The sequence below is a fragment of the Flavobacterium sp. 2 genome (assembly GCF_049949195.1).
Lineage (GTDB): Bacteria > Bacteroidota > Bacteroidia > Flavobacteriales > Flavobacteriaceae > Flavobacterium.
The window spans coordinates 3240121-3253150 of the sequence record NZ_CP188206.1; the positions used below are offsets into that span (position 1 = coordinate 3240121).

At 33.4% G+C, this 13030-nt stretch carries 12 protein-coding genes; 5 read left to right on the plus strand and 7 right to left on the minus strand.

Going from position 1 to position 13030, the window contains the following annotated elements:
- Positions 1–78 precede the first annotated feature (78 nt).
- On the plus strand, positions 79–2487 hold the full coding sequence (locus ACNFIH_RS13815) for a glycoside hydrolase family 95 protein (RefSeq protein WP_426483593.1): 2409 nt from the start codon (positions 79–81) through the stop codon (positions 2485–2487).
- A 73-nt stretch (positions 2488–2560) separates the two neighbouring features.
- Here the strand turns inward: ACNFIH_RS13815 and ACNFIH_RS13820 are convergent, their stop codons facing one another.
- From ACNFIH_RS13820 to ACNFIH_RS13835, 4 genes are all read right to left on the minus strand, one after another.
- On the minus strand, positions 2561–3235 hold the full coding sequence (locus ACNFIH_RS13820; RefSeq protein WP_426483594.1) for a hypothetical protein: 675 nt from the start codon (positions 3233–3235) through the stop codon (positions 2561–2563).
- 5 nt (positions 3236–3240) lie between these two features.
- The gene (locus tag ACNFIH_RS13825; protein WP_426483595.1) at positions 3241–4233 is read right to left on the minus strand and encodes an alpha/beta fold hydrolase; all 993 of its coding nucleotides are present in this window, start codon (positions 4231–4233) and stop codon (positions 3241–3243) included.
- Between the two features lie 234 nt (positions 4234–4467).
- Positions 4468–5568 (minus strand): helix-turn-helix domain-containing protein, encoded by a 1101-nt coding sequence (locus ACNFIH_RS13830; RefSeq protein ID WP_426483596.1) that lies wholly within the window; start codon positions 5566–5568, stop codon positions 4468–4470.
- A gap of 109 nt (positions 5569–5677) precedes the next feature.
- Entirely contained in the window at positions 5678–6223 is a 546-nt protein-coding gene (locus tag ACNFIH_RS13835; protein ID WP_426483597.1) for a CvpA family protein, read from the minus strand.
- Between the two features lie 245 nt (positions 6224–6468).
- On the opposite strand from ACNFIH_RS13835, the gene ACNFIH_RS13840 reads away from it, so the two are divergent.
- The 3 genes from ACNFIH_RS13840 to ACNFIH_RS13850 all read left to right on the plus strand — a co-directional run bounded on the left by ACNFIH_RS13840 (position 6469) and on the right by ACNFIH_RS13850 (position 8453).
- On the plus strand, positions 6469–6825 hold the full coding sequence (locus ACNFIH_RS13840) for a hypothetical protein (RefSeq protein ID WP_035652978.1): 357 nt from the start codon (positions 6469–6471) through the stop codon (positions 6823–6825).
- A 122-nt stretch (positions 6826–6947) separates the two neighbouring features.
- Positions 6948–7967: a phenylalanine--tRNA ligase subunit alpha gene (gene pheS / locus ACNFIH_RS13845; protein ID WP_426483598.1), complete on the plus strand. Its 1020-nt coding sequence runs from the start codon at positions 6948–6950 to the stop codon at positions 7965–7967.
- Between the two features lie 78 nt (positions 7968–8045).
- Positions 8046–8453: a hypothetical protein gene (locus ACNFIH_RS13850; RefSeq protein ID WP_426483599.1), complete on the plus strand. Its 408-nt coding sequence runs from the start codon at positions 8046–8048 to the stop codon at positions 8451–8453.
- A gap of 160 nt (positions 8454–8613) precedes the next feature.
- On the opposite strand, the gene ACNFIH_RS13855 is transcribed toward ACNFIH_RS13850, so the two are convergent.
- The 3 genes from ACNFIH_RS13855 to ACNFIH_RS13865 form a co-directional block, all read right to left on the minus strand.
- Positions 8614–9609, minus strand: a complete 996-nt coding sequence (locus tag ACNFIH_RS13855) for an NAD(P)H-dependent glycerol-3-phosphate dehydrogenase (RefSeq protein ID WP_142451477.1) — start codon at positions 9607–9609, stop codon at positions 8614–8616.
- A 298-nt stretch (positions 9610–9907) separates the two neighbouring features.
- The gene (locus tag ACNFIH_RS13860; RefSeq protein ID WP_426483600.1) at positions 9908–11065 is read right to left on the minus strand and encodes an iron-containing alcohol dehydrogenase; all 1158 of its coding nucleotides are present in this window, start codon (positions 11063–11065) and stop codon (positions 9908–9910) included.
- A gap of 153 nt (positions 11066–11218) precedes the next feature.
- Positions 11219–11980, minus strand: a complete 762-nt coding sequence (locus ACNFIH_RS13865; protein ID WP_426483601.1) for a type 1 glutamine amidotransferase domain-containing protein — start codon at positions 11978–11980, stop codon at positions 11219–11221.
- Between the two features lie 85 nt (positions 11981–12065).
- Between ACNFIH_RS13865 and ACNFIH_RS13870 the strand changes: the two genes are divergently transcribed.
- Positions 12066–12971 (plus strand): LysR family transcriptional regulator, encoded by a 906-nt coding sequence (locus tag ACNFIH_RS13870; protein WP_426483602.1) that lies wholly within the window; start codon positions 12066–12068, stop codon positions 12969–12971.
- Positions 12972–13030 lie beyond the last annotated feature (59 nt).

Below are 13030 nucleotides of genomic sequence, written 5' to 3' on the forward strand. Positions count from 1 at the left end.
AATGTCTATAAATACAAATGAAAATTCCTCAAGAATGATTAATATTGTAGAAACTACACTTCTAACCAAAATGCAATCATGAATTCAAACCTCATAAAAAAGACATTTTTCATTTTACTTCTCACATCTTACTATATAAACATCTCGGCGCAATCCAAAAGTGTTTTATGGTACAAACAACCGGCAGAATTTTTTGAAGAAAGTCTTGTTTTAGGAAACGGAATAATGGGAGCAACTGTTTTTGGTGGTGCAAATTCAGATAAAATTTATTTGAATGACATTACGCTTTGGTCGGGTGAACCTGTAAATGCTAATATGAATCCGGAAGCTTACAAAAACATTCCGGTAATTCGCGAAGCTTTAAAAAATGAAAATTATAAACTGGCCGAAGAATTAAATAAAAAAGTTCAAGGCAAAAACTCGGAATCGTATTCGCCTTTAGGAACATTAGAAATCAATAATTCCGAAAAAGGAAGTGCTGTAAATTATCATCGCGAACTCGATCTTTCAAATGCAATTTCAAAAGTAAGTTACGAAATGGCAGGCATAAAATATACACGTGAATATTTTGTATCAGCGCCAGATCAAATCATGATAATCAAATTAACCGCCGATCAAAAAGGCGCTTTGAATTTTGATATTAATTTAAAAAGTCTGTTACAATCTAATGTCGAAGTAAAAGGTAATATATTGGTAATGACAGGTTCTGCGCCAATTCACGAAAATGCAGGATATACTGTTTTGCCAAAATATGAAAGCGTAAAAGAAAGAGGGACAAGATTTACGACTTTAGTCCAAATCAAAAAAACTGACGGAAAAATTACAACTTCAAGAGAATCGTTGACTTTAAAAGATGCGACAGAAGCTATTATTTTCGTTTCTGTTGCAACTAGTTTTAATGGCTTTGACAAAAATCCTGCAGCTGAAGGTCAAGACGATATTACAAATGCATTGCAAAATTTGAACAAAGCATATGCAAAATCATTCGATAAAATAAAAGAATCTCATATTGCCGATTATCAAAAATTCTTTAATCGCGTCAGTTTAGATTTAGGAAAAACCACAGCGCCAGACTTACCAACAGATGAGCGTTTATTACGATATTCAGAAGGGAAAGAAGATAAAAATCTCGAAATTCTTTATTTCAATTTCGGGCGTTATTTATTGATCAGTTCATCTCGAACACTTGGTGTTCCGGCAAATTTACAAGGACTTTGGAATCCTTATGTGAACCCGCCTTGGAGCAGCAATTATACAATGAATATTAATCTGGAAGAAAACTACTGGCTGGCAGAAAATACGAATCTTTCCGAAATGCATTTGCCTCTTTTAAGTTTCATAAAAAACCTTTCGGTAACAGGAAAAGTTACGGCAAAGACTTTTTATGGAATAAACGAGGGCTGGGCAGCTGCTCATAATTCAGATATTTGGGCAATGACCAATCCGGTTGGGCAATTTGGAAAAGAAGAACCAATGTGGGCGTGTTGGCCAATAGCTGGCGCATGGCTGAGTACGCATATTTGGGAACATTATACCTTTACGAAAGATGTAGCTTATCTGAAAAAAGAAGGTTATCCGTTAATGAAAGGTGCAGCCGAATTTTGTTTAAACTGGCTTGTGACAGATAAAAATGGAAATTTAATAACATCGCCATCTACTTCGCCAGAAAATCAATATAAGTTAGCAGATGGTTTTGTCGGAGCTACTTTATATGGAGGAACTGCAGATTTGGCAATGATTCGCGAATGTTTTGATAAAACCATAAAAGCTTCAAAAGTGCTAAATACAGATGCTGCTTTTAGAGAAAAATTAGAAAAAGCGCTTGAGAAATTTCATCCGTATCAAATTGGTAAAAAAGGAAATTTACAAGAATGGTATTTTGATTGGGATGACAACGAACCAAAACACCGTCATCAATCTCATTTATTTGGACTTTTTCCTGGAAATCATATTACGCCATTAAAAACACCAGATTTGGCTGAAGCTTCGAGAAAAACGCTCGAAATAAAAGGCGACGAAACTACAGGTTGGTCAAAAGGTTGGAGAATTAATCTCTGGGCAAGACTTTGGGACGGAAATCGCGCGTATAAAATGTACCGAGAATTACTGCGTTACGTAGATCCGGATAAAAAGAAAACTGATAAGCCAAGACGAGGAGGAGGAACATATCCTAATTTATTCGACGCGCATCCGCCATTTCAAATTGACGGAAATTTTGGTGGCGCTGCTGCCGTTGCTGAAATGTTGGTTCAGTCGGATGAAAATGAGATTCGTTTGCTTCCTGCTTTGCCTGACGCTTGGGCAGAAGGTTCTGTAAAAGGAATTTGCGCAAGAGGCGGATTTGAAATTGAAATGAATTGGAGCAACAAAATGATTCAAAAATTGATCGTTTCTTCTAAAATCGGTGGAAAAACAACTTTGATTTTCGGGGATAAAAAGCAGGAAATCGTTTTGAAAAAAGGTGAAAAGTTAGAAATCAAATTTTAATAACAATATCCATTTTATAGTTAAACCCGGCAAGTTTTAAAAACCTGTCGGGTTTGTTTTTATGTTTAAAATATTATTCCAATTTATAACTATACCCAATCTGCAAATAAAAAGGAATCAAGGGTTCTGTTTTAAAATCTTCGGTGATTACTTTTCCAGCTCTTAAAGTCAAATCGCTTCGGGAAAAAGAGTAACCGCCCTGAATTCCAAAGTTGAAATTTCCTCCCGTTGTGGGCTCAAACCAACCATTTTTCACATCGGGATAAACTTCTTTGTAAATATCGGTATGTTTAAAATGTGTTACGATGGCTTTGTCAAAACCAAATTCGCCTGCAACAAACCATTTTGGTTTATAATAACCAATTGTCGTTGAAGCATCGGCACCAAAATTCTGCAAAGTCACTAACGGATTTCCATATCGTCTGTAAATTCCGTGAATTGCGGCATTAAAACGGAAATTTTTAATTTGGAAAACATTTATTTGTCCGCCGATTTTCGTTTTAAAATCATCAAAAATGACTTCGCCAGAAGCAAAGGAAAACGAACTTTCTAGAATAATTGGCATTTTGGTTTTTAAATGATAACCGTAACTAAATCCGTAAACAAAACTATATTCCCAACCTGCGTTTGCATTTAAAATATGTTTTTCATTGCTTTTGAGATTTTCCCAATTAATGTTTTGAGCTTGTGAGAAATTAGATGTGAAAAGTGAAATGAGAAAAGTGATAAATACTATTATTGCTTTCATGGCGGTTATTTTAATTCGTTTAAATACTTCAGAATAATCGGATGCACATTTTCCCATTTGAAATAAATCATTTCATGGCCGGTTCCTTTTACTTCTGAAATTTCTGAATTCGGAAAATAAGCGGCTTCTTTTTGGGCAAAACTTAAACCATAAGATTGATTTAATTCTCCGTACAAAAACAAAACTTTAGTAGTGTATTGCTTGAGGTTTGTGGTAAAATCAAAACCATCATTTTCGGCGATATCGGTGAAACTTTCTAAAACCGTTGTTCCAATTCTCCAAAAAGGCGACGGTCCGGGAATGCCTTCTTTATTGCCTTTTGCATAAGAGAAACTTGAAGAAATTCCGTATTTATAATCCAGAATTTCATGCTGATTTTCTTTTCCGGTTAAAAATTGATCAACGTATAAAAGATTGCTGGTAACTTCAGAAAAAATATTGATTTTGCGGCTCATTTCGCCATAATCATCCAAAAGTTGTTTGTTTAATCCACCTGGTTCAGCAAGAATTAATCCGTCGATTTTATCAGGATAGGAATTAACATACGCCGCTCCCAGCATTGCGCCCCAGGAATGTCCAAAAAGAAAAACTTTCTGCTTTGGAGAAGTACGATAATATTGAATCACTTCTGTAAGATCATCTAAAACTAACTGAATTGAATAACTGTTTTTGTCATGTCTTTTTGATAATCCAGAACCGCGTTGATCGTAAAAAATCACATAATAACCTTCATTGGCGAGTTGTTGTACATTAAGTCCGTTTCGATAATCAGAGCCAGGACCGCCGTGAAGAAATACCAACATCGGGTTGTTTGGATTGCCAAAAGTTTCTGCGTGAAGCTGCGTTCCGTTAATAAAAATAGAAGGTAATGAAGAATCTTGATCGACTGTTTTTGGAACTAAATTCCCAACTCCGTCAATTTCGTTTTCATTCTCGCATCCAAGAAAAAAGAAAATCGAAATGGCTATTACTGCTGAATATAACATCTTGTTTTTCATTGCATAATTTTTTAAAATTTTATGCAAAGATGTATTTCAGTGTTATACGGGTCGCCCCAACTTGTAAGGTGGTTCTTTTTTTAAAGATGCTAAGTTACTAAGGCGCTAAGTTGCTAAGTTTTTTGTGTTGAAATTTGCTTGCAAAGATATGAAGTTATTTTGCCACAGATTATTTGGATTAAAATGATTTAAAAATCTGTTTAAATCTGTGGAATCTGCGAGAAACAAAAAAACTTATTTCAAATATTCGGAAGGAGAAAGTCCGGTTGCTTTTTTAAAGTTTCGGTTAAAAGCTGTTTTTGAATTAAATCCGCATTCAAAAGCGACTGAAAGCAAAGTGAATTTTTGATTTTCGGGCAAAAGAATCAGTTTTTTGAATTCTTCTACACGCTGCAAGTTAATGTAATCGTAAAAGTTTTTTTCTTCGGCAGAATTGATGACTTGAGAAAGAACATTGGAATGAATATTTAATTTTTGAGATAAATCGGCTAAAGTCAAATCTGGATTTTTATAGAGCTTTTCATCGGTCATAATTTGAATTAATTTTTGATGCAAAAGTTGTAATTCAGAATTGGTCAAACTTGATTTTTCGTATTTTATTTTTTCAGATGAATTCTCAGTTTCGATATTTTCTACAGAAGAGATATTGGAAATTTTGTTTTCAGAAAAAGCCTGATTCGTGAAAATTCCAACTTGTTTGATTCCGAAATAGCCAATGAAAATCAGATAAAAAACAACAACCGAAAAAATATATTCATCATTAAACAAAATGACAACAAGCCAAATAATACTCGAACCAAGAATTAAATATTGAAGCCAGCGCAAATTGATTTTTTCAGTAGAAGAAAAAGCTTCTGAAATGTTTTTTCGATGTTTGGAAAGTTTCCGAAGTGAAAGTAAAGCATACGTGATTCCCGAAATTAAAATGGCGCTGTATAAAATCAAAATCAGATTTTCATATCCTTTTCCTTCGTTTTGAAAAACCTTTAATTTCTCTTCAAAAGAAAGTTCAAAAAACGGAATGAGAATTAAGCAAGCCATTACAAAAGGCAAAAAATGCAAAAGATTGTATTTTTTATGCTGATTCTGATTTGTCAATGCCGAAGTATATAAAAACAAAAAAGGACCTTGCAGCAAAGGCATTGGCAATTCAAAACCTAACAAAAACGGGAATGAAGCGAAATCATTTTTATAATGCAGATAATATAGAAACAAGTGAAATCCGGTAAAAAACAGCCAAAAGGCCAAAATTTTATCAGCTTCACTTTTATCTTTTTTGCTTGCCAGAATAACAACCAGAAAAAAGGTAATTATAATGCCCGTTAAGTACAACATGGTTTGGATTTTTGGTTAAAATCGGTTGTTGGAAATACGGAGCAAGATAAATTATTTCTCGCAAATATTTGAAAGTGAAATGTTTTCTAAATATTATTTAATATGCGAATTATTGTTTTTCAGTTTCTGATGTTTCCTCCGTTTTTTTGCTGTTCTCTTTTTTAAAACTTTCGTACCACTTTTCGATAGAAGGATACACGAAAGCAGCCACTTTTTTCACTGGATTGTAAAAAATAGATTTGTCTAAAGTTTCTTGTTTGGCAAAAGTATTATTGAAGTTTATTTTTTCGAATAAAGCGATAAAAATACTCAGAATCAGGATGGTTTTTAAAACTCTGAAAAATCCGCCGCCCAGTTTATTCATCCAGCCCAACATCGCAAAATCGGCAATTCCGGTTAATATTTTGGCTAAAAAGTAAACACCAATTACAACCAGAATAAAAGTGAGGATAAAAGCCGTAATTTGAATGTTTGTTGGATTCCAGGAAACGTGTTTTGAAATCATTCCGGTCAATAATGACGAAAATTTAATTGCAAGATAAATTCCTAATAACAAAGAAATAAAAGAAGCAACTTCTACAAAAAGGCCATTTTTTATGCCTTTGTATAAACTGTAACATAAAAGCGCGCCTACTATAATGTCAAAAAAACTCATGTTTTGGTTTGGTGTTTAATGAGGCGCAAAGATATGTTTTTTTGAGGTTCAGAAGTTCAATGAGACAAAGGTTCAGAGGTTTTTTGTAGTGCTTTTTTTGTATGTGTTTATTTTTTTAGGTGCAATGTAGTGAACTATGTATCTTTGCAATTCAAATTTAGAGTTCAGATTGCGATTCTGCCCCCTCAGAATAGATTTTTTAATCCGCAATCTAAAATCTCTACAATCTAAAATCATAAATCAAAATGTCTAGAGATACACAACTAAAAGAGCGATGGGAAAAGCTCGTTGATATACTTTCAAATCAATTTTCGCAAGGCGAAGATTTGGATTTGGATGCCATAATTTACCTTATTGGAGTTCAGGAATTCGGGAAAATACACCGCGAATTCAAAAAAGATGAAAAACTGAACTTAATGCACATCGCAATATGTCGATTATTAGAACCTTACGGATTTTATGAATTCGAATATTTTGATGAAGATGGATGGCCACATTACAAAATAAAAGAGCAATTGCCACCATTGAAAGCCGGAGAACAATCGGTTTTGATGAAAGAAGCCATTGTAAGTTATTTTTTAGAAAGAAACCTTATCGAGTAGTTTTTAGCTACAGTGATAGTCGTAGTTTACAGAATTATTGATTTCAAAACTGAAAACTGTGACTGTGACTAGACACTTTAAACTAAAAACACTAAATTTGTATTCTCAAGAACCGAAGGAAAATGATAGATAAGATAAAAGTACATATAGAGGAAGCAAAAGCCTTTAATGAGAAAAATAAAGAATCTTTAGAGCAATTCCGAATTAAATATTTAGGAAGTAAGGGGTTATTAAAAGAACTTTTTACTGAGTTTAAAAATATTCCAAATGATCAGAAAAAAGATTTTGGACAAGTAATCAATACTTTAAAAGCTGTTGCTGAAGAAAAAGTTAGAGTTATTCAGGAAGAGCTTGAAAGCAAAGAAGAAGTTAAAGGTGCTTTTGGTGATTTGACTCGTGCTGCTGAGCCAGTAATTATAGGTTCTCGTCACCCAATTTCGATTGTTAAAAATCAGATTATAGATATTTTTGCCAATATTGGATTCAATGTTTCTGAAGGTCCGGAAATTGAAGACGACTGGCATAACTTTACTGCATTGAACTTGCCAGAATATCATCCGGCGCGTGATATGCAGGACACATTTTTCATTCAGACAAATCCTGATGTGTTGTTGCGTACACATACATCATCTGTGCAGGTGCGTTATATGGAAAATCATAAACCGCCAATCCGTACGATTTCACCAGGACGTGTTTTCCGAAACGAAGCGATTTCATCTCGCTCACACTGTATTTTCCATCAAGTGGAAGGTTTGTATATTGACAAAGATGTATCGTTTGCCGATTTGAAACAAACATTGCTTTATTTTACTAAAGAAATGTTCGGAAAATCAAAGATTCGTCTTCGTCCATCATATTTTCCATTTACAGAACCAAGTGCTGAAATTGATATTTATTGGGGATTAAAAACCGAAACAGATTACAGAATCACAAAAGGAACTGGCTGGCTGGAAATTGGAGGTTGCGGAATGGTTGATCCAAACGTTCTTAAAAACTGTGATATCAATCCAGATGAATACAACGGATTCGCTTTCGGAATGGGAGTAGAGCGTATTGCAATGCTTTTATACCAAATTGGCGATATCAGAATGTTTTATGAAAACGATGTTCGTTTCTTAGAGCAGTTCAAATCAAATATTTAAAAAATAAGTTACTAGTGAATAGTGATTAGTGAAGAACTTTCTTTCTAATCACTATTTACTTTTTACTATTCACTAAAAATGAAAAAAGATATAATAATTCCAGAAGTCGAAAATGTGTTTCTTGCAGCAGTGCAGGAGTGGAGCGACGATTTTATGGAAAAAGTGTGGTACGCTTATCTAGTAAATGATAGCGACTTTAATTTAGACAGCGTAATGGTAGTTTCAAAAGCATTTGGAACTATTGATGGCGAAATGAAAAAAACTTCGATTCTGCGTCACGCATTTGTTGAAGTTCCTGCAGTTTCGGTAGTAAAAATCGAAATGATAGAGAAAAGTCTTTTGGTTATGAATAACGAATTTATGGTGACTTTCTTCATTGGAAATACTTTATACGACAAGAAATTCATCTTCAAATCAAACCTAATCAACGAAAATAATATGGAAGAAGTGCCGATTTTGTTTGTTGAAGGGGTTATGGTGAAGTAGAGAAAATAGAGTATAGAATAAAGAATAAAGAATATAGATTTCTCAACTTTGAATATAAAAAAAAGAGTCAAGACGAAATTAAATTAGTCTTGACTCTTTTTTTTATCTATTTTCTAAAGTCTATTTTCTTTATTCTATACTCTATTTTCTTTTAAAAAGACTAATCCAAAGATTCAGTTAATTTTCTAAATACAGATTTTGCGTCTTTTCCTTCATATAAAACGGCATAAACAGCGTTTATAATTGGCGTTTTTGCACCGTAACCTTGATTTAGTTTATAAGCACTTTTTGTTGCGTAATATCCTTCGGCAACCATGCTCATTTCCATCATGGCGCTTTTTACGGTATATCCTTTTCCAATCATATTTCCGAACATTCTGTTTCTTGAGAAAACGGAATATCCTGTAACCAATAAATCGCCCAAATAAGCCGAATCATTGATGTTACGTTTCATTTTATGTACTTTTCTGATGAATTTCTTCATTTCACGAATCGCATTACTCATTAAAACCGATTGGAAGTTGTCGCCATAACCTAAACCATGAGCAATTCCGGCAGCAATAGAGTAAATGTTTTTCAGCATTGCTGCATATTCAGTTCCGATGATATCGTCTGAAATTTTAGCTTTAATGTAATTTCCAGAAAGTGATTTGGCAACATTGCAGGCTTTTTCAGGATCGCCACAAGCAATTGTCAAATACGAAAGTCTTTCTAACGCCACTTCCTCTGCGTGACAAGGACCTGTAATAACACCAATATTGTAATATGGAATATCATATTGAATATGGAAATGTTCTCCAACAATTAAGCTTGTTTCAGGAACGATTCCTTTAATTGCCGAGAAAATAATTTTGTCTGACAAAGAAACCGTCATGTTTTTCATTTCGGCATCTAAGAAGGCAGATGGGATAGCGAAGATTAAATAATCGGCATATTCAATTGCTTCGTTGATATTGTTGGTTAATTTAAGTTTTTTAGTGTCAAACTCTACTGAACTTAAATAGTTTGGGTTGTGTTTGTATTTTTCAATGTGCTCGATTGCAGCATCGTTGCGCATGTACCATGCAATCTCAGATTGATTTACGCATAACATTTTTGCAATTGCAGTTGCCCAGCTTCCTCCACCAATTACTGCAAACTTTAAATTTTCGCTCATTATTTTAATAATTTAAAACAAAAGTACTTAATAATGTAGTAATAATACAAAATCTGATTTAAGAAATTTGAAAATCTCCTTTAAATACCACGGTTTTTCAAGTGGTTAGAAAAAAAATAAAAAAATATTTTGCGTTGTACACAATAAAATAATAAACCTTACGTTGTAAGTGATTATAAATTAAAATTTTAATGAGTTTAATAAAAATTGAGTTAGTTAGTTTTGTTTTAGTATTGTGAAAAGGCGTTCCTAAAGTTATTTTAAGAACGCCTTTTCTGATTTAATTAATTTTGAAAGTTTAATAACTCAATTCTACGATTGATTTTACTTTTTCTAAAGTAACCAATTGATTTTCGCCTAAACCTTTCCAGCCTCTTTCGTCAAAACGATTTACAATAAAATCTGCCGTATTTGAATATTCAGTTGTGTATTGCGAAAGTTTAGTATCCATTCCCATTGTGTGGAAAAATTCAACGGTTTTGTTGATTGCTTCTTTTGCTACTTCGTCATCAGAACCTGTTAAATTGAAAATGCGTCTTCCGTATTGAGCCAGTTTTCCTTTTTTAGTTTCAAACATTACGGTATATAAACTTGGGCCAATAATTGCCAAAGTTCTTGCGTGGTCAATTTCGTATAAAGCAGTCAATTCGTGACCAATCATATGTGTTGCCCAATCGCTTGGAACACCTTTCTGGATTAATCCGTTTAAAGCCATTGTACAGCTCCACATAAAGTTTGAAGCCAAAGTATAATCTGTTGGATTTTTGACTACTCCGGGACCAACTTGAATTAAAGTCTGCAAAATTCCTTCTGCAATTCTGTCCTGAAGAAAAGCGTCATGCGGATACGTCAAATATTGCTCCATAACATGTGTGTAAGCATCTACAACACCATTTTCGATTTGTCTTTTTGGTAAAGAAGCTATCACAGTTGGATCACAAATGGAGAATTGAGGGAATAAAGCGCTTCCGCCAGAAGCCAATTTTTCCTGAGTTGCTTCAATAGTTACCACATAACCCGAATTCATTTCGCTTCCCGTTGCTGGAAGTGTCAAAATGGTTCCAAAAGGCACTGCATTTTCTTTAATTAAAATTCTTTTTTGAAGAATATCAAGAGGATTTCCTTCGAAATTAACAGCGCCAGAAATAAATTTCACTCCATCAATTACAGATCCACCACCAACGGCAAGAATAAAATCAATTTTTTCTGTTTTTATTACGTCAACAGCTTTCATTAAAGTTTCAAATCTTGGATTTGGTTCAATTCCGCCAAATTCCACAATTTCAAATCCTTTTAAATTTTGGATTACTTGATCGTAAATTCCATTTTTAAAAATACTTCCGCCACCATAAGCCAATAATATTTTAGCATTTTTTGGAACTAAAGCCGAAAGCTTTTCTATTTGCCCTTTTCCGAAAATTAAATTCGTCGGATTATATAATTCAAAGTTTAGCATTTTTTTTAAGGTTCTAAGATGCTAAGGTTCTAAGGGACTAAGTCCTATGCTGAACTTAATCTTAAAATCTCAACATCGGTTATTATTTATTCATTTAGTTATCGGTTTAGCGCTAAGCTTTTTAAAATCTTAGTAGCTTAGAATCTCAGCGTCTTAATTTAATTTTTTCAACAATTTTCCAGCAACTAATTTAGACGAAGCTGGATTTTGTCCTGTAATTAAAAGCCCGTCTTCAACTGCGTATGGTTGCCAGTTTGGTCCTTTTGAAAAAATTCCGCCGTTTGATGCTAAAGCGTCTTCTAATAAAAACGGAACCACTTTTGTCAATCCAACTGCTTCTTCCTCTTCATTGGTAAAACCAGTTATTTTTTTTCCTTTTACTAAATATTGACCATCAACCTTTACATTTTTCAAAACGGCAGGAGCGTGACAAACAAAAGCAACTGGTTTTTTATGATTATAAAAAGATTCGATTAAAGTGATCGAATTTCTGTCTTCAACTAAATCCCAAAGCGGGCCGTGACCTCCTGGATAAAAAACAGCATCATAATCTTTTTGATTTACTGTTGAAAGTTTCAAAGTATGTTTTAATTTTTCCTGTAAAACTTTGTCTGCATCAAAACGTTTTGTGTCTTCAGTTGCTGATGCTGGATCAGAACTTTTTGGATCAATTGGTGGTTGTCCTCCAAGCGGAGATGCAATTGTAATTTCAACTCCCTGATCTAATAATTCGTAATAAGGCGCCGCTAATTCCTCTGACCAGAATCCGGTTTTTTCTCCTGTGTTGCCCAGTTTATCATTACTGGTCACAACAAATAATACTTTTTTCATACCTTTTTTATTTGATTTTTGTGCCAATGCAGAAATGCTTGTGGCTGTAATTGCAATTATTGCGAGTAGTGCTATTTTTTTCATAAGATTAAATTTTTGACAAATTTACATCTTAAGTGATATCAGTAAAAATAAAATAAACTATGTTTGTTATAAATAAATTTATGTCATGGTCAATTTAGAATGGTACAGAACATTTAAGGCAGTTTACAAAAATGGAAATTTTTCGATTGCTGCAAAAGAGTTATTTATGAGCCAGCCTGCCGTTAGTCAGCAAATTTCTATGCTTGAAGCACATGTTGGTAATAAATTATTTAATCGAAAGTCAAAAGGCGTAGAACCAACTGAATACGCTAAGTTACTGAATAATTTGATAATAGACGCGCTAGACAGACTTGAAAGTGTCGAAACCGGCTTCAGGGCAAAAGCAGAAGATGCAAACCGATTAATTTCGGTTGGAATTTCAAAACATCTTTTTGACTGCGTTGGAGCTCTTTTAATTTCAAAATTTGATTTGATAGATTTTACTTTCGCAGAGAATGATGAGCTTTTTGATTTAGTAAATTCTAAAAAACTTGATTTTGCGATTACGACAAAACGATTTGACACATTTGATACCGTTTACGAAATTGTTGGTAAAATAAAACTGATATTGGTTGCTCCGACAAGTTTAGATATAACCGAATTTCGTCAAAGATTAAAAACAGACAATTTTGCCGAAATCGAACAATGGCTGAATACTCAAAAATGGTACAGTCATGATGCTCGTATTCCGCATATAAAATTATTTTGGCTTCATGCTTTTAATAAAAAGAGGCCATCGATGATTCCTAATTATATTATTCCTTCACAATCAGAAATGCTAAGACTATTGTCAAAAAATGATGGTATAGCCGCAACGTGGAATTGTAATGCGAGAAATTATATTAAAGAAAATAAATTGCAATTGGTTTGGAACAGTTTTCATGTTCCGGAAGAGTTTGTGTATTTATTGGCGCCAAAAAACAATAGTGTAAAGTCGATTTTTGAAGTTATTGAGAAAGAACTTAAATTGTTTTTTGGAAATAGGTTGTAGTTTGATAATGTGTATTTTATGTTTTTTTGTTATTAATAAAACATATGAAAATTCTTCGA